Here is a 23,417-nt window from a genome sequence, read left to right as displayed (position 1 = left end):
AGCGCTGGACATCCTCGCGATATTCGCTCGCCCACGAATCCGAGAGGATCTACCGTGACGGCATGGATGTGGAGGACGCAGGCATGACGCCGACGACTGCGCCGGTAACAATTCGGACGGATCGACTGGTGCTTCGTACCTACCGTCCCGGCGATCATCAGGACCTTCTCACCTTCTACGGGCGTAGCGACGTGTGCCGGTATTTGTTCAACGAACCCTGGAGCCCGAACGATGCGCGAGAGGCAGTGCAGACCAGAATGTCTCGCCGCGACCTGGCAGCGGGCGCGGTGGCTCTTGTTGTCGGATACGAGGGCCGGGTTGTCGGAAGCGTGAGTGCCTGGCTAGTCGACGAATCAGGGGACGCTGTCGACACCGAGCGCACCGCCGAAGTCGGGTGGGCATTCTCGCCCGAGTTCGGCGGCCGAGGATTCGCGACGGAAGCTGTGACCGCTCTGATCGACCTGGTCTTCGCGACACCCCGATTGCGCCGCGTGGTCGCGCAGATGGATGCGAGAAACGAATCCTCGGCGCGACTCGCGCGGCGAATCGGGTTGCGGCGAGAGGCGCATTTTCGGCAGAACGCGTGGATCAAGAACGAGTGGACCGACACTGTGGTTTTTGCAACGCTGCGCAGTGAGTGGCCTACAAGTCTCTGATCAGGAGGGCCGAGCTGCTACTTCGCAACCAGTTCGGTCAACTGGGGGACCAGCTCGTCAGTTGCCCATGGAACGCTCAAAACGCTGACGTACATGGTGGCGGCTGTCAGGCGATTGTCGGTGATCCACAAGTCCTTCCCGTTGGCGATAACCGGCCACCGTGCGAACAGGGTGTTGGCCAACGTGCTGTCGACCTCCGACTGATCGCTTGCCCATCCGAGATATACGTCGGTGTTTATCGTGTCGAGCTTTTCCATGCTGATGCCGAACAGGAACGAGTCGCCTGCAAAGTTCTTGGCACCGTTGACCACGTCGGGAGCGACTGTGAGCCCGAGGTTTTCGACGAACTTCACGCGCGGATCGTCCGGGCCGTAGATGGCGGTCTCGGTTTCGCCTTCGCGGATGTAGGACCCGAAGGCGAACGTGACTCCATTGAATTCAGGATGGCTGGTCTTCGACTCTTCTACCGTCTTTTCGACGGACTTGATCAAATCCGCGGTCTGGGCCGGGCGCCCCAAGGCCTTGCCGACATCGGTGGCGAGGTTTTGCCACGAACTCGGCTGGTACGGCTTGGTGTCGTAGGGGAGTGTCGGGGCGATCGAGCTCAGACGCGAATAGTCCTGCTCGGAGAAACCGGAGTACGGGGCCAGAATCAGGTCGGGTGCGGCATTGAGGATCTGCTCGAACAGAAGCTCACCGCTGTCGGAGTAGTACGGCGCCGGTGTGGGCAGCGGCTGGCCCGACTTCTCGAGTTCCGCGCGCGTCCACGGGAGGAAGCCGTCGGCGTCGCCGGCCCACGAGTCCTTCTGCATTGCAATCGGAGTGACGCCGAGGGCGATGACAGTGTCGGCCGCTGCGGAATCGAGGGTGAGGATCCTGGTCGGTTCCTTGTCGATGGTGGTGCCGCCGAATGCGTGCTCGATCGTGACGGGGTATGCGCCGTCCTCGACAGCAGATGCCGACGAACTATTTTCCTGGGCGTCCGATGACGACTGCGTGCAGGCGGTCAGAGGCAGTGCGGCCGCCACCATCAGCGCAACGACAATTCGCCTCTTCCGTTGGGGACGAATTCTCTGACGGGCAGATCTGAACACGCGAAACTCCTCGGGATAGATCGGGGAAGTGCTTGCACGACTCAGCGCGGTACGCACATGAGAGCAGGCTTACCTAAGTGAATCTAGGGCGCGTGCGTGTAGCGAAGGGGCCAGCAGATGTCGACAACAGGTCAGGCTCGAGTCAGTTGACAGCGGCGAGCGCATTGCCAGGGGTGTAGCCGACCGTCTTACGAAAAGCAGCGATGAACGAGCTCGACGTCCCGTACCCGACTCGACGGCTGACGGCGTTCACACTCATCCCGGTCCCCAGCATGCCCAGCGCTGTACTCATGCGAACCAGAGTGCGCCATTGCGCAAAACTCAGCGCAAGTTCCGCGGCAAAAATCCGGGTGACCGTGCGTCGGCTGAGGTTGAGAACGTGCGCCCACTGGTCGAGTGACCGATCGTCGGCGGGATCCGACAACACTTTGTCGACGAGTTGTCGAAGCCGGGGATCGCGGGGGATCGGTACGTCGAAGTGAGGTGCCGATGCCGGGGTGAGGAGATCGACACAGACCTGCTGTGCCCGAAGGCGTTGTTCTGCAGGCATTCCGGTATGGGCGAGGTGTATCAGCAGTACCCGGGCTGCCTCACTCAAGGTCACGATGCACGGTTCGTTCCAGGCGGGAGTCCACAACTCGGGGGTGAAGAGAGTGGCGCGGAATGCGACGTGCGGATTGGCCTGACCTTCGTGGAGGACCCCGCGAGGGATCCACAGGCCGACGCCGGGCGTGACGGTCCAGAGTTGATTGTCGATGATCATGTTGACGACGCCGCGGTCGGACCAGATGAGTTCGTGCTCGGCATGAGCGTGCTGTGGCCACTGGGTGATGTGGTCGGTCTCGACGATGTACGTCGTCAGTTGGAACGGCGCCGGGACGGCGCGCGCCATCGGAGTGTGGCGGTCGGAATCCGACAGGTGGAGGCCACCGTCGATTTCACGAAGGGCAGGGATCGGCACCGCGGACTACCTCCAAAGCAAAGTTAGGTAAACCTTACACCCTGTTTGCTGGGTTCAGTGGCCCGCACCGAGTTCGATGAGAAGCACGCCTGCCGCGATAAGGCCGATCCCCACGATCATGAGCTTGGTCAGCGGTTCGCGAAAGAGAATGCGGGATGCGATTGCTGTCAGCGCCACCCCGCAAGCAGTCCAGATGCCGTACGCAACGCCGATTGTCAGGCCCGCGTCGAGTGCGAGCGTGAGGAAAGCGAAAGCGGCGAGGTACCCCACGGTGACAACCGCGAGCCATCGTTTGTCGCTGCCGTCCTGCGACGCCATCCGTAGTGACAACGTCGCGGTGACCTCGGAAATAATTGCAGCGATCAGAAATACGAAGGTCATGCCGGGTCCACCGGCCCGCTGTCGGCAGCAACCTGGGAACCGAGTTCAACGCACAGGACTCCGCCGATGACCAGGGCAATGCCGACGCCCATGGTGGCTGTCAGGGGGTCGCCGAAAAGGAAAGTCGCGAACACCGCGGTCAGGACAACTCCGGTTGCGCCCCAGATTCCGTATGCAACACCGAGTCCCATGCCCTCCCTCAGGACGAACGACAACGCGGTGAATGCTGCGAGATATCCGCCGACGACCACGACGTACCAGGCGGGGTGATCGAGGGCCGCGCGCAGAGACAGAGTCGCAGACACCTCGGTCAGGATCGCGGTGATCAACAGGAGCCATTTCTTCACGGTTCGGATTCTGTCAGGCTCCACCGATTCCGGTCGCGCACTACGGTCGAGACATGACGTGCGTGCTGCTCGGCGGAATCCGCCAAGGTGACATCCGCCACGATGTGTCCGGTGGCGATATAACCGCGACGCCGATTCTCGACTGGGGCCACGATGACGTGGCTCGCCTCTACGAGGACATTGCAGAAGGTGCGATCCAGTCGGCGCAGGAGTTCCTGGTGTCGGCGCATCGCAGCGTCGCTGCAAATATTCGGCCGGTGTACGGCCTCGACGACCGGCAACCCGTCTCGGTGACATTGAGCCGAGGACGCGGATCCTGCAGTCAGAGACTGGCTATCGTCGAAGCGTTGGCTCGCCGCCGAGGTATCGCCACCCGAGTTCGCGGTCTCGTACTTCGTGGGGAGTTCTGGTACCCGAGATTTCGGCGTCTACATGCGGTGATTCCGAAGTCAGTGCTGCTGGCGTGGCCGGAATTTCTGGTCGACGGACGCTGGCAGGACATCTCCGAGATCGTTTCACCTGCGGTGGTCTCAGCGCTCGAACCGTTCACGAATACCGGCGAGGAGACACTGTTCGACGCGATCGGACGCGCTCCGATCAGTTGGGGCAAATCAATTTCGTGCGATTGCTTGGACTTCTCCGAATTCGTCGACCGTGATCTGGGCACCTTCGAATCTCGCGACAAGCTCTTCGAGGAATTCGGACAGACGATGTCGACCCCCATCAGAATTCTCGTCGATCCGGTTTTCCGGAACTGGAGTGCATCCGGCTGACGCGCGACGCGAGGTCTAGGCTGTTCTGCATGTCTGTGCGTACCCCATTGGTCCCTGGAACCGTCTCTCCCGTCCTCGCTGTGCCCTCGAAGATCGAGCGGCCCGAGTACGCGTGGAAGCCGACCGCCAAAGAGGGCAACGAGCCCTGGGTTCAGACGCCGGAGACGATCGAGGCGATGCGCATCGCCAGCAAGATCGCTGCCGGCGCGCTGCAGGAAGCCGGCAAGGCTGTCGCTCCCGGTGTCACGACCGACGAGCTCGACCGCATCGCACACGAGTTCATGCTCGACCACGGCGCATACCCGTCGACGTTGGGCTACAAGAGCTTTCCGAAGTCGTGCTGCACGTCTCTCAACGAGGTGATCTGCCACGGAATCCCCGACTCGACCGTGATCCAGGACGGAGACATCGTCAATATCGACGTCACCGCGTACATCAACGGAGTGCACGGGGACACCAATGCGACGTTCCTCGCCGGTGACGTGTCCGAAGAGAACCGCTTGCTCGTCGAGCGCACACACGAGGCAACGATGCGGGCCATCAAAGCCGTCAAGCCCGGCCGCGCGCTCAACGTGATCGGACGCGTCATCGAGTCCTACGCCCATCGGTTCGGGTACGGCGTCGTCCGGGACTTCACCGGACACGGAATCGGCGAGACCTTCCACAACGGCCTCGTGATCCTGCACTACGACGAGCCCGCGGTCGAGACGATCATCGAACCGGGCATGGTCTTCACGATCGAACCGATGATCAACCTCGGTGGTATCGACTACGAGATCTGGGAGGACGGCTGGACCGTCGTCACCAAGGACCGTAAGTGGACGGCGCAGTTCGAGCACACCTTGGTGGTCACCGAGACCGGTGCAGAGATTCTCACCCTGCCTTGAGTTCGGCGATGCGCGGCGCTCTGCTGGTAGCCGGCACTACTTCCGACGCAGGCAAGAGCGTTCTGGTAGCCGGATTGTGTCGTATGTTGGCGCGTCGAGGCGTCCGAGTGGCGCCGTTCAAGGCGCAGAACATGTCGAACAACTCCGTGGTCACGCTGGACGGCGGAGAGATCGGCCGTGCGCAGGCACTTCAGGCGCGGGCATGCGGTCTGGAGCCGAGTGTTCGATTCAATCCCGTGCTGCTCAAGCCGGGGAGTGATCGCACTTCGCAACTGGTCGTTCGGGGCAAGGCGATGACCACAGTGGGTGCTCGCGATTACATGCAGCATCGGCAGTGGCTTCGCGCCGTCGTGGCCGAAGATCTCGAATCGCTTCGATCCGAGTTCGACGTCGTGATCTGTGAAGGCGCCGGTTCACCGGCCGAAATCAACTTGCGCGCAACGGATCTTGCCAACATGGGATTGGCTGAGGCTGCGCAGATTCCGGTCGTCGTCGTCGGTGACATCGATCGCGGCGGCGTCCTGGCCCATCTGTTCGGGACCGTTGCTGTGCTCTCGCCGAGCGACCAGGCATTGATCGCGGGATTTGTGATCAACAAATTCCGCGGTGACGTTGCACTGTTGGAACCCGGACTGGATCAACTGCGCAGCCTCACCGGTCGACCCACTCTCGGAGTGATTCCGTTTGCCGACGATCTTTGGCTCGACGCCGAGGATTCGCTTGGCGTCACCGGCAACGCCCCGGTAGGGCGCCCTGGCCCACCCGTCGGTTCGGCCTGGCTCACCGTTGCTGCGGTTCGGCTCCCGCGCATCTCCAACTCGACGGATGTCGAGGCGCTGGCATGTGAACCGGGCGTGGCAGTTTCGTGGGTGACCGATCCGTCGCGGATCCGCGACGCAGACCTCGTGGTGATCCCCGGTAGTAAGTCCACCGTGAGTGACCTCGAGTGGTTGCGGAGTACCGGCCTGGCTGACGAGATCATCGCCCGGGCGGGCCGCGGGCAGGCAGTGCTGGGAGTCTGCGGCGGATACCAGATGCTGGGTAATTCCATCGTCGATGACGTCGAATCAGGATCAGGGATCACCGCAGGACTCGGTCTGCTGGACCTCGACATCGAATTCGCTTCGGACAAAGTGCTGGCGCAGGTAACCGGTTCCGCCGACGGTATCTCGGTGTCGGGGTACGAGATTCATCACGGACGCGTCGTGCACAACGGGGACCGTCCATTGCTGGCGGACTCGGGCGGTGTGCCGGAAGGCAGTGTGCGAGGGTCTGTTCGAGGGACACACTGGCATGGTCTCCTGGAAAGTGACGACTTTCGGCGCAGCCTGCTGCGTGAGATCGCGGTTCCCGGTTTTGTTGCTGCACCCGACACCTCGGTTGCCGCGGTGCGAGAACAACAACTCGACCTTCTCGCTGATCTCGTCGAGCAGCACCTCGATCAGGATCTACTCGAGAAACTGATCAACGGTGGGGCGCCGATCGGGCTTCCCGTCATTGCCTCCGCACTCGAAGCCTGAGAGCGCTCCCGCGGGCGTCGACGTGGACGCGGTAGAATAGCCAGGCCTCACTCCCGCGACGGCTCCCTAGTAGGAGTGTGCGCGGTGACAGATCAATTCGACGGCTTGCTTACCGACTTCAGTGACGAGGTGCTGGTCGACTCGGCAATGCTCGGCGATCATGCGGCCTTCGACGTCATCGTTCGCCGATACGGCCCGCACTTGTATCGATTTGCCCGTCGACTCGTCACCAGTGAGAGTGACGTCGACGACATCGTCCAGGAAACCTGCGTTGCCGCCTGGCGCCAACTTCCGGGGTTTCAGCGGCGCTCGAGCATCAAGACCTGGTTGTTCGCGATCTGTTCTCGCAAGATCTCGGATGTCCATCGAAAAGTCGGCTCCTGCGCCGCCGATGTGGACGGACTTCGGGACGAAGTCGATACTCGATTGCGCGATCCGAGCGAGGAAGTATGCGGCACAGCATTTCTCGACGCTCTTGAAGCCGAACTCGATCGTCTACCGCTGCGTCAGCGCGCCGCCTGGGTCTTGCGGGAAGTCGAGGGCATGACGTATCCACAGATCGCAGTTGTCCTGGAACTGAGTCCGGACGCGGTTCGTGGCCAACACACTCGGGCGAGGCGGAATCTGGGTCTCGCGCTCGACCGATGGCGATGACGACTCGGCGGTTTGCCGGGTTCTGTCACCGAACTCACTCTCCTGACGGCCCGGGTAGCTGGAAGAATGCTTCGTCGTGGATACCGCTTTCGACCCCAGAGGCTTCGACCCGAGAACCGAGGATTCGGTGCCGTCGGTAATGCCGGACGATGCGACGGCAACGGGTGCTGACGTCGCCGTCGAGGCTGCGGAAACTCGGCTGACTGCAAGCGCGGTCCGGGAGTTGCTGGCAGCGCTCGGAGGAAGTATCGGCGACGAGGACGAACTCGTGGTTTTGCTCCAGCGCGCCGTCGAAATCGCGAACGACGCCATCGAGGGCGCCGACAGCATCGGCGTCACCATCGATCTGGCCGGGCAGACCTACACCGCCGTTCATACCGATTCGCGGACTCTGCGTGTCGACATCGAGCAATACGACGCCGGCGACGGACCATGTCTGCACGCCGCTCGAACCGGTGAAACCGTTGTCGTCGATGCCGAGACCAGCGCGGAACGCTGGCCGCGGTTCGCGGCGGCGGCGAAGGACGAAGGGATCAAGTCCTTTCTCGCGGCGCCGCTCTTCACGCCGGATCAGCGACTGGGTTCGTTCAACCTGTACGGACGCGCCTCAGCGGCATTCGACCGGGTCGACGCGGATGTCATGGAGATTCTCACGACAACGGTCTCACGCGCGATCGGCGACTTCTCTCGTTTCAAGTCCGCCAAGGCGGTGGCTGATGCCTTGCAACGTGCGCTCGAGACCCGGGCGCCGATCGAACAGGCCAAAGGCATGCTGATGGCCATCCATCGGATCGACGCCGACACCGCATTTCACATGCTGCGCAAGCAGTCTCAGACGACGAATACCCGGTTGCGCGACGTGGCAGCCGAGATCGTCGAGACGTATTCGGCGCCGCCTACCGCTGTCTAGTTCGAGGGGGACCGACGTACAGCCTCGAGCGCGACGACGACGCCCGCGGCGACAACCACGTGCATCAGCGCGAGCATGACCGTGCTGGCGGCGTCGAAGTCCGCGGCAATGGTCAAAGCGATGGTGCCGAGCGCCACGACTGCACCCACGATCTGGGCGATGCGGATGATCGGCTCCCACTTCAGCGAGATCAACATTGCGACCGACAAACCGACCAGCAGTGGCACCACCGTCAATGTGATGACCCCACCAGGCGCGACGCTCGCCGGCTTTCCCTGATCTGTCATCTCGAAGGATCCGCCCAATGCGAGGCCGATCAACCACAGGATCAGATTGACGACGAGAGAAATTACCGTGGCGCCGAGTACGGCACGTGGCTTGGTGACGTGGAGGTTGTGTGCGGTTGACGTGATTGCAGACATGGTGTTCTCCCGGCTCGATGCGATGGTCTTGTGACGTCGCTCTGGTGAATAGACCCGCCGGCCGGCAGAAACTCATCGCTGAGGTTGACTATTGCCCGTCGACGACGGGCACTGCGGTGCCGGTGACCGAGATACCGCCGTCGACTGGGATGTCGACCTCGAGCACACTGGGACGCCCGACGTGTCGGCCCTGGTGGATGGTGATCCGCCGCGGAGTGGCCGCGGGTTCGAGTTTGCGCAGGTAACCGCCGGTCGACGCCGCTGCGGACCCGGTTGCAGGATCCTCGACGATGTTTCCCACCGGAAACAGATTTCGGGCTTCGAAGGTGTTGTCGCCGAGGGGGTGCAGGATTGTCACCGTGCCGGCCCACCCCTGCGCGTCCATCAGAATTCGCATTGCGGATGGATCGAAGGTGAACTCGTCGAATGTCGACTGATCACGAAGTACGACGATCGGGTGAGTGTTGCCGGCGTACGAGAGCATTGCGGGATACCGCGCGTCGAGCGCAGACGAATCGACGCCGATGAGCCCGAGCAGCGCTGTCAGCACGGCGTGATCGATCGGCGAGACCGACGGTTCGACGCTGGTGAAGGTCGCGGTCGACCTTCCGTCCTCGTCGGTCGCCGTGTCGATGGATACCGGTCCGATCGGTGTTTCGAATGTGAAGGTTCCGTCGCCGTCTCGCTCGGTGAGAGCGATGGCCGTCGCAATAGTGGCATGACCGCAGAACGGTACTTCGGCGATAGGGGAGAAGTACCGGATCCGGCTGTGGCGCGGGTTGCCTCCGAGTTCCGGTTCGATGAGGAACGCCGTCTCGGCATACCCGACTTCGGCTGCAACGGATTGTAATTCGGGGTCGTCGAGCCCGCGGGCGTCGAGCAGCACGCCGGCGGGATTACCGCCGGCCGGATCCGAACTGAACGCAGTCAGTCGGAGGATGTCGTGAGAAGTTGCCATGTCGACCATCTTTGTCCGCTGTCGTCCATCGGGGGAAGAGACATCGCGCGATTGCGGTCCGCGATCTTCGAACTGGCCTGCCTCCGGAACAAACCGGCCGCACGGCGTCGTTGGTGCAGATATGAGCAATGACACAGACACCGCCGAAGCGTTGTTCGCACTCGTGGCCCAGGGAAAACAAGGCGTGCTGGCAACCGTCAAGCGTGACGGCCGCCCACAGTTGTCCAACATCATTTACTGCTGGGACGTCGAGTCGAAGACGGCTTCCGTGTCCATCACAGCCGATCGCGCCAAGAGTAAAAATGCGATCCGCGATCCGCGGGTTTCCCTCCACGTCAGCGCGCCCGACTTCTGGAGCTACGCCGTGATCGAAGGACTTGCCGTGGTGACACCCGTCGCGGCCGATCCTCACGACGAAGTGTCTGACGCACTGGTCGAGCTGTACCGGGACATCAGCGGCCAGGAGCATCCTGATTGGGAGGAGTACCGCGAAGCAATGGTTGCGGAGCGTCGACAGATCCTCACGGTGCGCGCTGATCACGTCTACGGAATGACGAGGCTCCCCAAGCCGTCCGGCACCTAGCCCCGCGCCCCACTCGAGTTTGGCCCACCCCCAACCCGAGCGAACGGTACGTCCGTCGCCTCAGATGCGCCGAAAGCCACTTTCGCTCAGGGGAGAGGCGGTGCAGAGCGAACAATTCGGACTCGCCGGCGGTGGTGAGAATGTATGAGTGGTCATACTTCTGTCGACTCCAGGGTCCTCCACAGTGTGGATCGCGTACCGTTTCCAGACATGGAATTGACTCGAGTAGCGGTGGGCAGTGGTTCGTGCACCGTTCGGATCGACGGGCCGGTCAGCAAGCATGCGGTACTCCTGCTCCCCGGCAAGGGCGACCCCGTCGACTTGTACGACGATGTGTGTGAGCGACTGCACCATTCGGATCTGCGGACCGTCGCGGTGGAATCGATCGAGAATCTCGACGAGACCTCGGCTGTGGTACTTCTGGACGAGTTGAACATCGCCTGGGTGAACCTGGTCGGTCACCGGGAGGGCGCCGATCTCGCGTGGCTGTTGGCGGCACGTCAGTTCGGCCGCTTCGCGAGTTTAATCGCCGTGGACCGTGGCCATCCGTCGGCGAGCGATATTGCCGGCGTACCGCCGGTCGAGGTTCCGACCACCGTCGTCGTGGGCAGTGGAGGTCGGGCCATCGCCGACGCCAGCGGTCGTTTCGTGTACTCCGACTTCCGCGTGACGGAACTTCCGGGTGTCGACGACGTCGTCAAGTCGGCACCGGCCGAACTCGCAACCGAGATCGTGCTGCGTACCAGCCCCTGGTGAAACTCTGACCTACGAAAAGGCGGGCACTCCCACTGCGCGGAGTGCCCGCCTTTTCGGCGTTGTAAGGGCTGCGGGGCTCAGATGTCGAGGCCGAGCAGCGCGTTCTCGACCACTTCGGCCAGGGCCGGGTGGATCCAGTACTGGCCACGCGCCATGTCCTGAGCTGACAAACCGAAGCTCATCGCCTGGATGAGGGGCTGGATGACGGTCGGAGCCTGCGTGCCCATGACGTGGGCACCCAGGATGCGTCCGGTGCCGCGCTCGGCGATCACCTTGCAGATGCCCTCCTGATCCTCCATCGCCCAGCCGTACGCGACGTCGCCGTATGCCTGCACCTTGACGGTGATGTCGAGTCCGGCGTCGCGAGCCTGCTTCTCCGTCATTCCGACGTCGGCGATCTGCGGGTCGGTGAACACGGCTGCCGGCACGAAGCGGTGATCGGTGCTGCGAAGCTCGGACGTGTCCTTCCAAGCGTCCTGGAGCAGGTTGTGCTGAACAACGCGCGCTTCATGGTTGGCGACGTGCTTGAGCTGGTACGGCGACGAGACGTCACCGAGCGCGAAGACGCCCTCGGCGGTGGTGCGTTGGTATTCGTCGACCACGACCGAGCCCTTGTCGTCGAGTTCGACGCCGGCCTTGTCGAGACCGAGTAGGTCACCGTCCGGCTGACGACCCACCGCGACGAGAAGGACGTCACCGGAAACGACTGTGCCGTTTGCCAGTTCGACGGCAATGTTGTCGCCGTCGCCGCGTACCGACGTGAGGGGTGAGCCCAGATGGACGTCCCACTTCTGTTCGGCCAACTCGGTGAAGCGCTCGGAGATCTCGTCGTCGAGGTGCCGCAGCAGTCTCTGGCTGCGACCGATGATCGACACGCGAGAACCCAACGCGGAGAACACGTGTGCGAACTCGGTGGCAATGAATCCGGAGCCGACGATCACCAGGTGCTCGGGAAGTTCGGGCAGTCGCATGATGTCTTCGTTGGTGTAGTACTTCACACCGCTCGACGCGATCTCTTCCGGGATGATCGGACGCGAACCGGCAGCGATGACCACCTGGTCGGCGGTGATCGTCTCGCCGGTTCCGGTGTCGATCGTCTTGTCGCCGGTGAACGTGGCGTGGCCGCGGTAGACGGTGGTGTTGGGACTGTCTTCGCTGCGGTACCGCTCACCACCTGCGGAAATGGGATCGATGCGGCCGAAGACGCGCTTGACGATGTCGGACCAACGGACGCCGTCGAGCGTGGCGTCGACGCCGTACTTCTCGGCAGTGGTGATGGTGCGTGCCACCTCGGCGGCGTAGACGAACATCTTGGTCGGGATACACCCGACATTGAGACACGTTCCGCCGAAGGTTCCCTCTTCGAGGATTGCGATCTTCTTGCCGTCGAACCGCTCGTCGGGCAGCGAGTTTCCGGATCCGCTGCCGATGATTGCAAGGTCGTAGTGCGTCACTGCGCGATCTCCTGTGTGTTGCTTGCTGTGCTTGCCGAACTTTCTGCGGTGGGGGTGAGGTGGCCGTCGAGCCACTCCAGCCACAGGTCGAGTTCGGAAAAGGCTGTGGCCAAGGGCTTCTCGGTCGAAAGAAACACGTCGTGACGGGCGCCGTCGATCGGGACGATGGTGGTGCGATCGCCGAGGCAACCCGCCCAGCGTGCGATCTGCTTGACGTCGAGAACGGAATCGGCGAGGTCGACGCTCGGGTTGTACGCCTTGGCGAACTGCGACTTCTTCGAGCGCAGAATCAGCGCAGGCACTCCGATGTCGAGGCCGCGGTGAAGTTTCGCGTGACCCGCTCGGACGGCCCGCATCCAGCCGAAGGTGACGGGGCAGCCGGCCAGCGGCTTCCAGTCGAGGTTGTAGTCCCACACTCCGTTTGCCGAAACATGAAGGCTGGAACCGTAAGTCGGTAGTCCGGTTCCCGGGATCACCGTCTTCGCCGATACCCGTCCGAGGGCGTCGATCGCGGTGGTTCCCACGTTGCGCACCACCGAGGGGCCCTGAAGATCGAACCAGGGACTGTTGAGCACCAGCCCGCAGATTCCGGCGCCGTCGCTGCCACCGGGCTTGCGCTGCAAACGGTTCAGCCACAGCGGAACGATCAGACCGCCGGTCGAGTGCGCCATGAGCAGCACCTCGCTCCCGTCGGTCTCGCTGCGGACGATGCGCAGCGCCTCGTTCAGTTCGGCGTCGTAGAGCGCAAGGTCGGAGACGTAGTGCGCCGTGTGTCCCGGCTTGAGGGATCGCCCGCACTTGCGCAGGTCGAGTGCGAAGAATGCGTAGCCCTGCTCGGCAAAATGCTCGGCCAGGTGCTTCTGGAAGAAGTAGTCGGTGAATCCGTGCACGTACAAGACGGCACGACGTGTCTTCACCGCCTCCTTCCGCGGTTGGTAGCGGACCAGTGATGCGTCCACCTCGCCTTCGCCGTCCGGATCCGTTCCGAGCGGGATCGTCAGCTGCTGATATCCGTCACCGAGGACGTCTGGAACCCAAGTAGTCACAAATCACAATCTAATCGTCGTTTCGGGTGCGCGTTGTAGAGCACAATTGGGGGTGGTGAACCGCGCGAGTACGCACGGGTAACCTATTCGGCGTAACACAGCAGGCGGATGCGCGCACGGCTAATGACAAGGAAGTCGATTCTCCAGTGTCGAATCAGAACGCGGTAGAGACGAAGACGGATGTAGTGCTCGTGGGCGCAGGCATCATGAGCGCCACGCTGGGTGCATTGTTGCGCCAGCTGCAGCCCGATTGGTCGATCTCGACCTTCGAGCGGCTCGATGCCGTCGCAGCCGAGAGCAGCGACCCCTGGAACAACGCGGGAACCGGTCACTCCGCCCTGTGTGAGCTCAATTACACCCCGGAGAACTCCGATGGCACGGTCGACATCAAGAAGGCCGTGAACGTCAACGAGCAGTTCCAGGTGTCCCGCCAGTTCTGGGCACATGCGGTCGAGCAGGGCGTCCTGACTCAGCCCAAGGAATTCATCAACCCCATCCCACACGTGAGCTTCGTTCACGGTGAGGCCAACGCCAAGTACCTGCGTGCTCGCTACGACGCACTTGCCGGCCACACGCTCTTCCGCGGCATGGAGTACATCGACGATCCGGCCGAGTTCAGCGAGCGTTTGCCGCTCATGGCCAAGGGACGCGACTTCTCCGATCCCATCGCCCTGAACTGGAGCCAGGACGGCACCGACGTCGATTTCGGAGCGCTCACCAAGCAGCTCATCGGCTACATCGGTAAGACCGGCGGCAAGATGTACTTCGGCCACGAGGTCACCAACCTGACCCAGAACTCGGACAAGTCCTGGACCGTCAAGGTCACCAACCGTCGCACCGGTGAAAAGCGCACCGTTCGCTCGCGCTTCGTGTTCGTCGGTGCCGGTGGCGGCGCCCTGCACCTGCTGCAGAAGTCCGGCATCAAGGAAGCCAAGGGCTTCGGTGGCTTCCCGGTCAGCGGTGCTTTCCTGCGATGCACCAACCCCGAACTCATCGACCAGCACAGCGCCAAGGTCTACGGCAAGGCTGCCGTCGGCGCCCCGCCCATGTCGGTGCCGCACCTCGACACCCGTGTCATCGGCAACAAGCCGGGTCTGCTGTTCGGCCCCTACGCCGGATGGTCGCCGAAGTTCCTCAAGCAGGGTCGCGTCACGGACCTGCCCGGCTCGGTCAAGCCGAACAACATCCTCTCGATGCTCGGCGTCGGCGTCACCGAGCTCGGCCTGGTCAAGTACCTGGTCAGCGAACTCGCCAAGAACGAAGCCGGTCGCATCTGGGATCTGCGTGAATTCGCGCCCAAGGCGCAGGCTCAGGACTGGGAGCTCATCACCGCGGGCCAGCGCGTCCAGGTGATCCGCCGTGCCAAGGGCAAGGGCGGCGTCCTCGAATTCGGTACCGCTGTGGTCGCCGCTGAGGACGGCTCCATCGCCGGCCTGCTCGGCGCCTCGCCCGGTGCGTCCACGGCCGTCCCGGCGATGCTGGACGTCCTCGAGCGCTGCTTCCCGACCGAGTTCCAGGGTTGGAAGGGCAAGCTTCGTGAGATGGTTCCGTCCATCGGCGTCAAACTCACTGACAACGAAGGCCTGTTCAACCAGGTCTGGGATTGGTCCTCGAAGGTTCTCGAGCTCGATTCCGCTGGTGCTTCCGAATCGGCTCCGGTCGCGGATACCGTCGCGACTGTGTGATAGTCCAACCCATGACGGCAACAGCAGCTTTGAAGCGTTCATGGGCACTCGACCTCGACAACAAGACGTTCTACGAGTTGTTGAAGCTTCGAGTGGAGGTCTTTGTCGTCGAGCAGGCCTGCCCGTATCCCGAGTTGGACGGGCGGGACCTGCTGACGGAAACACGCCACTTCTGGCTCGAGCAGGACGGCCAGGTGGTGTGCACACTCCGTCTGCTCGAAGAGCACGACGACGGAAACAAGAGCTTCCGAATCGGACGCCTCTGCACGTCGCGTCAGGCTCGCGGCCAGGGCCACACGACCCGCCTCCTGCAGGCCGCACTGGCCGAGGTCGGCGAAGCGCCGTGTCGGATCAACGCCCAGACCTACCTGGTCGAGATGTACGCCAAGCACGGATTCAAGGCTGACGGCGAAGAGTTCATCGAAGACGGCATCCCGCACACCCCGATGCGCCGTGGCGGGGGAGAGCCTTTCGTGGCTGTCAGCTAGTTTGTCGGAGATTTGACCCTGGTCGGCTCGTGGAAAAGCGAGCCGACTAGGGTTTTTTCGATACCGAATGTTCGCGGGGAAGTCCTGTTCGATCCAGGCGCGGTCCCGCCACTGTGAAAGATCTCTCCTCTACCGACTGACCGGGAGATCTCAGCCAGGTTGCCGCGACATTCGAGTGCAGCCAAATTCTCGGCGAGGAAACCGAGAGGTGGAGGGATATCGACGTGCGAAGTGAAGAAGATCGACCAGTGGCGGGCTTCCCGTTCAGTGCTGTGGTCGGCCAGGATCAATTGCGGTTGGCGCTGATTCTGTGTGCTGTGCATCCGGGGATCGGTGGAGTCCTGGTCCGCGGTGAGAAGGGAACTGCCAAGTCGACGGTCGTGCGCGCGCTGACTGCGCTGCTGCCCGCGGTCGACGACGCCGGAACGACACGACCGGCCCGCTTGGTGGAACTGCCCGTCGGCGCCACCGAGGACCGAGTGATCGGGTCCATCGACCTCGAGAAGGTTCTCCGCGACGGTGAGCGCGCTTTCCAACCTGGACTGCTCGCCGCGGCTCACCAGGGAGTTCTGTACGTCGACGAGGTGAATCTGCTTCACGACCACCTGGTCGACGTGCTTCTCGACGCCGCGGCGATGGGTCGCGTTCACATCGAGCGTGACGGAATTTCCCATTCGCACCCGGCTAAATTCGTACTCGTCGGCACGATGAATCCCGAAGAGGGAGAACTGCGTCCACAGTTGTTGGACCGTTTCGGACTGGCGGTCGATGTCGCAGCTTCCCGCGACGTCGACGTACGCATGGAAGTGGTGCGTCGCCGGCTCGACTACGAGCGCGACCCCGAGGCGTTTGTCGCTCGGTACTCATCCGCCGATGAGGAGCTCGCGGCCGAAATCCGCACGGCGCGTGAGAAACTGGACTCGGTCGAGCTGAGCAACCGCGAGCTGCGTCGAATCGCCTCACTGTGTGCGTCGTTCGACGTCGACGGTATGCGCGCGGACTTGGTGCTGGCGCGCACCGCGACCGCCCACGCTGCCTGGCGAGGCGACAGTGAGGTCACTGCGGAGGACGTGCGAGTGGCTGCGGAACTGACGCTGCCGCATCGCCGCCGCCGCGATCCGTTCGACGAGCCCGGCTTGGATCAGCAGCAGTTGGACGATGCACTCGAGCAGGCCGATCAGGACGCCCAGTCGCAGGTCGAGGACGACGCGCGCGACGGAGAGCCCGAACCTCCCGAGAATCCCGAAGACCGTGGCCCTGACGAAGACCATGGCCCGGAAGATGGTGGCCCCGAAGACGGCGGTCCTGAAGACGAGGGTCCGGACGACGACGGCCCGGAAGACCCTGACGGACCTGGCGGGGGAGTACGCGCTACCGATCGCCCCTCGGCGCCACCGGCCGGCGAATTCAAGGCCAAGCTCCTTGAGGTTCCTGGTGTTGGCGAAGGTGCACCGGGACGCCGCTCGCGGTCCATGTCGTCCCGTGGACGAGTCGTGCGGTCCACGCGGGAACGTGGCCACGGATTGCACCTGACGAGCACGGTCTTCGCCGCAGCCGAGTCTCAAGTTGCGCGCGGCCGCACTGCTGGACGGCTGCGGCTGGCACCTGCTGATCTCCGCGGCGCGATTCGTGAAGGGCGAGAAGGCAATCTGATCGTCTTCGTTGTCGACGCGTCGGGGTCGATGGCAGCACGCGACCGCCTCTCCGCGGTCACCGGTGCGGTTGTCTCGTTACTCCGCGACGCCTATCAGCGCCGCGACAAGGTCGCCGTCATCACTGTCCGTGGTCGTGAAGCAGAGCTCGTACTGCCGCCGACCTCTTCGGTGGACATCGCCGTCCGTCGCCTGCAGTCGATGCGTACCGGCGGCAAATCCCCACTCGCAGAGGGATTCCTGCGTGCTCGCGAAGTGGTTCTGCGGGAACGACTTCGTGACCCGCAGCGCCGCGCCCTCGTCGTCACGCTCACCGACGGCCGGGCTACCGGAGGCAAGGACGCGCTGCACCGCGCCCGCGTCGCCGCGCATCTTCTTGCCGACGCGTCCGTCGCTTCCATCGTCGTCGACTGCGAGACCGGCCTCGTGCGTCTGGGGCTGGCAGCCGAGTTGGCCCGAGAACTACGTGGCGGTTACGTCCGCCTTGCCGAATTGTCAGCGCAGCAGGTCGCGGGTGTCGTCCGCGCCGCAGCATAGATCCCAGCTCAGGAGTTCACGATGCCCAAGGGTGTGCCCGAGACAGTTCCCGACGACGGTCTGACCACGCGTCAGCGTCGTAACGCGCCGGTACTTGCCGTGCACACCGGCCCTGGAAAGGGTAAGTCCACCGCCGCTTTCGGCATGGCGCTGCGTGCCTGGAATCAGGGTTTCGACATCGGCGTGTTCCAGTTCGTGAAAAGTGCCAAGTGGAAGGTCGGCGAGGAAGCCGCGTTCCGCGCGCTCGGAAACCTGCATGACGAAACCGGCGTCGGTGGGCCGGTGCAGTGGCACAAGATGGGCGAAGGTTGGTCATGGACACGCAAGGCCGGTAGCGAGGAAGATCATGCTGCTGCCGCTGCGGAGGGTTGGCAGGAGATCGCGAGAAGGCTTGCAGGCGAGGAGCATCGATTCTATGTCCTCGACGAGTTCACGTACCCGCTCAAGTGGGGTTGGGTGGACGTGGACGAGGTGGTGCAGACACTGCGCGATCGCCCAGGCAACCAGCACGTCGTCATCACGGGGCGTGACGCCCCGCAGGCGCTGATCGACGCCGCCGACCTTGTGACCGAGATGACGAAGATCAAGCACCCGATGGATGCCGGCCGAAAGGGTCAACGGGGCATCGAATGGTAAGTCCTTCCACTCCGGCCGTGGTGATCGCCGCTCCTGCCTCGGGTAGCGGAAAGACCACGGTGGCAACGGGATTGATCGGCGCGCTGCGGCGGTCCGGTAGCAGCGTTGCACCCTTCAAGGTGGGGCCGGACTACATCGACCCGGGTTATCACGGACTCGCGGCAGGGCGGCCCGGACGCAACCTCGACACTGTTCTGGTCGGCCCGGATCGCATCGGACCGCTCTACCGGCATGGAACCGCCGGCTGTGACATCGCCGTGGTCGAAGGCGTCATGGGTCTGTTCGACGGAAAGATCGACGAGGCCAACTCGCAGCCGTCGGCGGAGGGATCGACGGCGCAGGTAGCGTCGATCCTCGGTTCGCCGGTAATCCTCGTGATCGACGCCCGTGGGCACAGTCAGAGTCTGGCCGCCGTACTCCACGGCTTCGCGACCTACGACGCAGGTGTGCGCATCGGCGGCGTCATTCTCAATCGCGTCGGGAGCGCTCGTCACGAGCAGGTGTTGCGTCATGCGTGCGACAAGGTCGGCGTCGCAGTGCTCGGAGTTGTGCCACGGTTGACGGAACTCGAAGTTCCCTCCCGGCACCTCGGTCTGATTCCGGCGGCCGAGCACGGCGCCGCCGCTGTGGCCGCAGTGGACGCGATGTCCGACTTGATTGCCTCGCACGTCGAACTGGACGCTGTTCGTGCACTGGCCGCCTCGAACGTGGGTGCAGCTGCATGGGATCCGGTTGCCGAGGTCGGCGCACATGCCGAGTCTCGTCCCGTGGTTGCCATGGCGGGCGGCCCTGCCTTCACCTTCGGCTATGCCGAGCACCGTGAACTCCTGACTGCTGCCGGCGCGGACGTGCGGGTGTTCGACCCGTTGCGGGACGAGCTTCCCGCGGGAACTGCTGCTCTTGTCCTTCCTGGCGGGTTCCCGGAAGAGCATGCGGTGGACCTCGCGGCCAATACCGTTCTGCTGCAGCAGGTTCGTGACCTGGCGGACGGCGGCGCACCGATCCACGCCGAGTGTGCCGGTCTGCTCTACCTCGCTCGCAGCTTGGACGGTCACAGCATGGCCGGTGTTGTCGGGGTGGATGCCACATTCGGGAAACGCCTGACCCTCGGGTACCGCGAAGCAGTGGCGATCAGCGACTCCAGCCTCTTCGAAGCAGGCTCCCGCGTCACCGGTCACGAGTTCCACCGAACGTCTCTCGTCTCGGCAGACGCGGACGGTTGCGGAAGTGCGTGGGGGTGGCGGCCCTGGGACGGCGGCAGTGTCCGCGAAGGATTTGTTCGCGGCGGCGTCCACGCGTCGTATCTGCACACTCATCCGGTGGGGCAGCCCGAATCGATCGCGAAGTTCGTCGATGCCGCACGGGGATGACCTTTGTATAGGCGTTGGATTCACGTCGAGCGCCACCGCGAAGGACATCGTCGCTGCGGTGAACGCGGTGCTGCAGGAGCGAGCGAGGATCGTGGTCCTCGCCACTGCGACCGGCAAGGCGGCGTCTGCAGCTCTGCTCGCTGCCGCCGATGAACTGAACGTCCCGATTGTGAGTTTCGACCCGGACGTACTTGGGCGAGTTCAGGTTCCGTCACCGTCGACTCGCGTCGAGCACGCGATCGGGACGGCAAGCGTCGCGGAAGCGGCGGCGATCCTCGCCTCCGGGGGCGGCCCGCTCCTAGTGGCCAAGACTGCCAGGGATGGAGTGACCGTGGCGGCGGCCCGTAAAGTTCCCTCCAGCTTGACCAATTCTGACGACGAAACGGAGTGCGAGTGAGCGAGTCCACCGCAGACGAGACCAACTACTTGGTCGGCCTCAACCTGACCGATCGACGCGTGGTCGTGTTCGGTGGCGGCACTGTGGCTCAGCGCCGACTCGGACTGCTGGTCGCCTCTGGTGCCCGTGTTCACGTCATCAGTCGCGCGTTCACTCCAGCCGTCGAAGGTATGGCCACGGCCGGGCAGATCACGGTCGAAGAGCGCCCGTACGCCGACGGCGACCTCGAAGGTGCGTGGTATGCCATCGCCTCGACCGACGAGCCGGAAACCAATGCGGCGATCGTCGCCGAAGCGGAGCGTCGCCACATCTTCTGCGTGCGCGCCGACAACGCGAAGCACGGCACCGCGGTAACTCCCGCCAGCGCCGAGTACGACGGTATGAGTATCGGAATTCTTGCCGGCGGCGATCACCGTCGTTCGGCAGCAGTCCGCACCGCGGTCGTCGAAGGTCTTCAGTCGGGCGTGCTCGCCGATACGGCCGATCCGGCCGCTGCGGGCGTTGCTCTCGTCGGTGGTGGCCCCGGTGACCCCGACCTGATCACCGTGCGCGGACGCCGTTTGCTCGCACGCGCTGACGTCGTCGTGGCCGACAGATTGGCTCCGCCGGAGTTGCTCGCCGAACTGGGTCCCGACGTCGAGGTGATCGACGCCGCGAAGATCCCGTACGGCCGTGCCATGGCTCAGGAGGCCATCAACGCCGCGCTGATCGACAACGCGAAGGCAGGCAAGTTCGTGGTCCGCCTCAAGGGCGGGGACCCGTACGTCTTCGGGCGGGGATACGAAGAACTCGAAGCGTGTGCCGCTGCCGGCGTTCCGGTGACCGTAGTGCCCGGAATCACGAGCGCGATCTCGGTCCCGTCGGCCGCAGGCATCCCGGTGACCCACCGCGGCGTCACCCACGAGTTCGTCGTCGTCAGTGGGCACGTGGCTCCCGATCATCCGGATTCGCTGGTCGACTGGTCGGCACTGGCCAAGTTGCGCGGCACGATCGTGCTGCTCATGGCGGTCGAGCGCATCGATCAGTTCGCGAAGGCGCTCGTCGACGGTGGACGCCCGTCAACAACGCCGGTCACCGTGATCCAAGAGGGCACTCTGCGCACCCAGCGTGAACTTCGGGCCGATCTGGCGACCGTTGCTCAGCGCGTCAAAGACGAGGAGATCAAGCCTCCGGCGATCATCGTGATCGGGCCGGTCGCGGGCTTTTCCGTCGACGCTGGGTAACGTGAAGTCTTGTGTCTGATTCCCCAACATCTGAAACCGCTTCGGCGAATGCCCCGGTAGCGACTCGAGTCATCGGGCTCGCCATCATCGTCCTGAGTGGTTTGCAGATGATGGTGGTGCTCGACGGCACCGTCGCGAACCTCGCGCTGGCGCCACTGCAGGCAGACCTCGGGCTGAGCGACAGTGGTCGTAATTGGGTGTTGACCTCGTACGCGCTTGCGTTCGGTGGGCTCATGCTCCTCGGCGGTCGCCTCGGTGACGCGTACGGGCGCAAGAAGATGTTCATCGCGGGAGTCTCGCTGTTCACGGTGGCGTCGTTGCTCTGTGGTCTCGCCCTGAACGAGGGCATGTTGATCGCAGCGCGGGCGCTTCAAGGTGTCGGCGCAGCCGTAGCGTCGCCCACCGCCTTCGCCCTTGTTGCCACGACTTTCGCCGCGGGTCCGGCTCGTAATCAGGCCATCGCGATTTTTGCCGCCATGACGGGCGTCGGATCGATCGCCGGTCTGATCATCGGCGGCGCATTGACCGAGGTGTCGTGGCGTCTGATCTTCCTCATCAACGTCCCGATCGGCATCGCGCTCGTCGGCATGGCGTTCCGCGCCCTTCGCGAGACGAATCAGACGCGTCTGGCTTTGGATGTCCCCGGCGCGATCCTCGCGACCCTCGGTTGTACCGGTGTTGTTTTTGCTCTCACCGAAGGCCCGGAAATGGGATGGGGGAGTATCGCCGTCATCGGTGCATTGGCGGCCGGATTGGTCGCCCTCGCCGCCTTCCTCTTCGTCGAGCGAACTGCGGACAACCCGCTCTTGCCCTTCTCGTTGTTCGCCGATCGCAACCGTGTCGCGACGTTCCTCGCCATCTTCTTCGTTGGTGGCGCGATGTTCAGCATGACGGCCTTCGTCGCGCTGTTCGTGCAGGACATCATGCAGTATTCGCCGTTGCGTGCCGGTATCGCGTTCATTCCGTTCGCGTTCGGATTGGGCGCCGCCGCGTCGGTTGCTTCCAAGCTCGCCGTAAAGGTTCAACCCCGTTGGCTGGTCCTCACCGGCGTCGTGATCATGATCGTCGGACTCCTCTACGGATCTACTCTCGATTCCGATTCCACCTACCTGGCCAACTTGTTCGTGCCTGTGATCGGGATCGGATTCGGTATCGGCCTCGCGATGGTGCCGTTGCCACTGTGCGCGATCGCCGGTGTCCCGGAGACCGAGATCGGCCCGCTGACGGCCATCGCTCAGGTTGCCCAGACGCTCGGTGGACCACTGGCGCTTTCGGTGATCGGTGCGATGGCGACGTCGAAGACGCTCTCGCTCGGCGGCACTTCGGGCAAGGCAGCGGACATGAATCCGGCGCAATTGATCGCACTCGGAGAGGGATACACCTTCGCACTTGTGGGCTGCGCGGTCTGCGCCGTGTTCGCCGGCATCGCGGCGCTGTGCATCAGGTTCACACCTTCTCAGGTAGCCCAGGCACAGGCTGCGGAGAAGGCAGCTCAGGGAATTGCCTGATCAGTCCTGTTTTTCCGCTTCGCTAGCCGATACGATCGTTGCAGGACGTGCCGAGAGTCTCGACGAATCGGGGTGCCGTGATGCGGATCGCGGACATATTGCGAAACAAGGGCAACAGCATCGTCACGATCGACGCCCACACGACGGTCAACGGGTTGCTGTGCGATCTTGCCCGCCACAACATCGGAGCCATGGTGGTGGTCGACAACGACGCGGTGGTCGGCATCATCTCCGAACGCGATGTCGTTCGACGCCTGCACGAGCGTGGCCCGGACCTTCTCGGGATCCAGATTTCCGAGGTCATGACCGCTCTGATGTACACGTGCGTTCCGGCAGACGCGGTGGACAGCATTGCCGCGATCATGACCGAGCGTCGAATCCGACATCTGCCGGTGATCGAGGACGGCAACCTCCTCGGCATCGTCAGTATCGGTGACGTGGTGAAGAGCCGCATCGACGAGCTCAAGAGCGAACGCGATCAGCTCGAGTCGTACATCGATCAGGGCTGATCGATAGGTT

The 23,417-nt window shown here is 63.5% G+C and carries 25 protein-coding genes; 17 read left to right on the top strand and 8 right to left on the bottom strand.

What is annotated here, in order from left to right; genetic code table 11:
* Positions 1–62 precede the first annotated feature (62 nt).
* Positions 63–656, top strand: coding sequence for a GNAT family N-acetyltransferase (locus AC2ETI_RS03270; protein WP_416315223.1), 594 nt, complete (start codon positions 63–65; stop codon positions 654–656).
* Between the two features lie 17 nt (positions 657–673).
* On the opposite strand, the gene AC2ETI_RS03265 is transcribed toward AC2ETI_RS03270, so the two are convergent.
* The 4 genes from AC2ETI_RS03265 to AC2ETI_RS03250 all read right to left on the bottom strand — a co-directional run bounded on the left by AC2ETI_RS03265 (position 674) and on the right by AC2ETI_RS03250 (position 3,439).
* Entirely contained in the window at positions 674–1,750 is a 1,077-nt protein-coding gene (locus AC2ETI_RS03265; RefSeq protein WP_225989566.1) for an ABC transporter substrate-binding protein, read from the bottom strand.
* Between the two features lie 142 nt (positions 1,751–1,892).
* Positions 1,893–2,711: a helix-turn-helix transcriptional regulator gene (locus AC2ETI_RS03260; RefSeq protein ID WP_019748026.1), complete on the bottom strand. Its 819-nt coding sequence runs from the start codon at positions 2,709–2,711 to the stop codon at positions 1,893–1,895.
* Positions 2,712–2,765: 54 nt separating this feature from the next.
* The gene (locus AC2ETI_RS03255; protein ID WP_019748027.1) at positions 2,766–3,092 is read right to left on the bottom strand and encodes a DMT family transporter; all 327 of its coding nucleotides are present in this window, start codon (positions 3,090–3,092) and stop codon (positions 2,766–2,768) included.
* Positions 3,089–3,439, bottom strand: a complete 351-nt coding sequence (locus AC2ETI_RS03250) for a DMT family transporter (RefSeq protein WP_097387472.1) — start codon at positions 3,437–3,439, stop codon at positions 3,089–3,091. Before AC2ETI_RS03250 ends, AC2ETI_RS03255 begins: the two co-directional genes overlap by 4 nt.
* A 53-nt stretch (positions 3,440–3,492) precedes the next feature.
* Here AC2ETI_RS03250 and AC2ETI_RS03245 point away from each other — a divergent pair, with 53 nt between their 5' ends.
* The 5 genes from AC2ETI_RS03245 to AC2ETI_RS03225 all read left to right on the top strand — a co-directional run bounded on the left by AC2ETI_RS03245 (position 3,493) and on the right by AC2ETI_RS03225 (position 8,183).
* Positions 3,493–4,212, top strand: coding sequence for a transglutaminase domain-containing protein (locus tag AC2ETI_RS03245; RefSeq protein ID WP_020907403.1), 720 nt, complete (start codon positions 3,493–3,495; stop codon positions 4,210–4,212).
* A 29-nt stretch (positions 4,213–4,241) separates the two neighbouring features.
* Positions 4,242–5,099 carry a type I methionyl aminopeptidase gene (gene map / locus AC2ETI_RS03240; RefSeq protein ID WP_007734970.1) on the top strand — a complete coding sequence of 286 codons (858 nt, stop codon included), beginning with the start codon at positions 4,242–4,244 and terminating at the stop codon, positions 5,097–5,099.
* 8 nt (positions 5,100–5,107) lie between these two features.
* Positions 5,108–6,619 (top strand): cobyric acid synthase, encoded by a 1,512-nt coding sequence (locus AC2ETI_RS03235; protein ID WP_021333022.1) that lies wholly within the window; start codon positions 5,108–5,110, stop codon positions 6,617–6,619.
* An 84-nt stretch (positions 6,620–6,703) separates the two neighbouring features.
* Positions 6,704–7,273 (top strand): RNA polymerase sigma factor, encoded by a 570-nt coding sequence (locus tag AC2ETI_RS03230; protein ID WP_021333021.1) that lies wholly within the window; start codon positions 6,704–6,706, stop codon positions 7,271–7,273.
* A 76-nt stretch (positions 7,274–7,349) separates the two neighbouring features.
* A complete protein-coding gene (locus tag AC2ETI_RS03225) occupies positions 7,350–8,183 on the top strand; it encodes a GAF and ANTAR domain-containing protein (protein ID WP_019748033.1) in 834 nt (277 codons plus the stop codon).
* Here the strand turns inward: AC2ETI_RS03225 and AC2ETI_RS03220 are convergent.
* Both AC2ETI_RS03220 and AC2ETI_RS03215 read right to left on the bottom strand, forming a co-directional pair.
* Positions 8,180–8,605, bottom strand: coding sequence for a DUF6069 family protein (locus tag AC2ETI_RS03220; RefSeq protein WP_483633565.1), 426 nt, complete (start codon positions 8,603–8,605; stop codon positions 8,180–8,182). The genes AC2ETI_RS03225 and AC2ETI_RS03220 overlap by 4 nt on opposite strands.
* An 88-nt stretch (positions 8,606–8,693) precedes the next feature.
* Positions 8,694–9,563 (bottom strand): PhzF family phenazine biosynthesis protein, encoded by an 870-nt coding sequence (locus AC2ETI_RS03215; RefSeq protein ID WP_269577321.1) that lies wholly within the window; start codon positions 9,561–9,563, stop codon positions 8,694–8,696.
* 121 nt (positions 9,564–9,684) lie between these two features.
* On the opposite strand from AC2ETI_RS03215, the gene AC2ETI_RS03210 reads away from it, so the two are divergent.
* Complete coding sequence (locus AC2ETI_RS03210) at positions 9,685–10,146, top strand: PPOX class F420-dependent oxidoreductase (protein ID WP_060939574.1); 462 nt, start codon at positions 9,685–9,687, stop codon at positions 10,144–10,146.
* 210 nt (positions 10,147–10,356) lie between these two features.
* A complete protein-coding gene (locus AC2ETI_RS03205) occupies positions 10,357–10,902 on the top strand; it encodes an alpha/beta fold hydrolase (RefSeq protein WP_003942671.1) in 546 nt (181 codons plus the stop codon).
* 77 nt (positions 10,903–10,979) lie between these two features.
* Here the strand turns inward: AC2ETI_RS03205 and mtr are convergent, their stop codons facing one another.
* Together mtr and AC2ETI_RS03195 are read right to left on the bottom strand one after the other, a co-directional pair.
* Positions 10,980–12,356 carry a mycothione reductase gene (gene mtr, locus AC2ETI_RS03200; RefSeq protein ID WP_483633564.1) on the bottom strand — a complete coding sequence of 459 codons (1,377 nt, stop codon included), beginning with the start codon at positions 12,354–12,356 and terminating at the stop codon, positions 10,980–10,982.
* Positions 12,353–13,402: an alpha/beta hydrolase gene (locus tag AC2ETI_RS03195; protein ID WP_483633563.1), complete on the bottom strand. Its 1,050-nt coding sequence runs from the start codon at positions 13,400–13,402 to the stop codon at positions 12,353–12,355. Before AC2ETI_RS03195 ends, mtr begins: the two co-directional genes overlap by 4 nt.
* A 146-nt stretch (positions 13,403–13,548) precedes the next feature.
* Here AC2ETI_RS03195 and mqo point away from each other — a divergent pair, with 146 nt between their 5' ends.
* The 9 genes from mqo to AC2ETI_RS03150 all read left to right on the top strand — a co-directional run bounded on the left by mqo (position 13,549) and on the right by AC2ETI_RS03150 (position 23,407).
* Complete coding sequence (mqo, locus tag AC2ETI_RS03190) at positions 13,549–15,087, top strand: malate dehydrogenase (quinone) (protein WP_483633562.1); 1,539 nt, start codon at positions 13,549–13,551, stop codon at positions 15,085–15,087.
* Positions 15,088–15,098: 11 nt separating this feature from the next.
* A complete protein-coding gene (locus AC2ETI_RS03185; protein ID WP_003942808.1) occupies positions 15,099–15,575 on the top strand; it encodes a GNAT family N-acetyltransferase in 477 nt (158 codons plus the stop codon).
* A gap of 224 nt (positions 15,576–15,799) precedes the next feature.
* Positions 15,800–17,764 carry a magnesium chelatase subunit D family protein gene (locus AC2ETI_RS03180; protein WP_483633561.1) on the top strand — a complete coding sequence of 655 codons (1,965 nt, stop codon included), beginning with the start codon at positions 15,800–15,802 and terminating at the stop codon, positions 17,762–17,764.
* Positions 17,765–17,785: 21 nt separating this feature from the next.
* Positions 17,786–18,400, top strand: coding sequence for a cob(I)yrinic acid a,c-diamide adenosyltransferase (cobO, locus tag AC2ETI_RS03175; RefSeq protein ID WP_019748043.1), 615 nt, complete (start codon positions 17,786–17,788; stop codon positions 18,398–18,400).
* Entirely contained in the window at positions 18,394–19,770 is a 1,377-nt protein-coding gene (locus tag AC2ETI_RS03170) for a cobyrinic acid a,c-diamide synthase CobB (RefSeq protein WP_483633560.1), read from the top strand. The genes cobO and AC2ETI_RS03170 overlap by 7 nt, the downstream gene beginning before the upstream one ends.
* On the top strand, positions 19,754–20,167 hold the full coding sequence (locus tag AC2ETI_RS03165) for a cobalamin biosynthesis protein (protein WP_021333008.1): 414 nt from the start codon (positions 19,754–19,756) through the stop codon (positions 20,165–20,167). The genes AC2ETI_RS03170 and AC2ETI_RS03165 overlap by 17 nt, the downstream gene beginning before the upstream one ends.
* Positions 20,164–21,390 carry a uroporphyrinogen-III C-methyltransferase gene (gene cobA / locus AC2ETI_RS03160; RefSeq protein WP_483633559.1) on the top strand — a complete coding sequence of 409 codons (1,227 nt, stop codon included), beginning with the start codon at positions 20,164–20,166 and terminating at the stop codon, positions 21,388–21,390. The genes AC2ETI_RS03165 and cobA overlap by 4 nt, the downstream gene beginning before the upstream one ends.
* An 11-nt stretch (positions 21,391–21,401) precedes the next feature.
* Entirely contained in the window at positions 21,402–22,898 is a 1,497-nt protein-coding gene (locus AC2ETI_RS03155; protein WP_020907421.1) for an MFS transporter, read from the top strand.
* Between the two features lie 80 nt (positions 22,899–22,978).
* A complete protein-coding gene (locus AC2ETI_RS03150) occupies positions 22,979–23,407 on the top strand; it encodes a CBS domain-containing protein (protein ID WP_483633558.1) in 429 nt (142 codons plus the stop codon).
* Positions 23,408–23,417 lie beyond the last annotated feature (10 nt).

The organism is Rhodococcus sp. MurmanLake-1, assembly GCF_056945715.1.
This window is presented reverse-complemented; position numbering and strand designations above follow the sequence as displayed.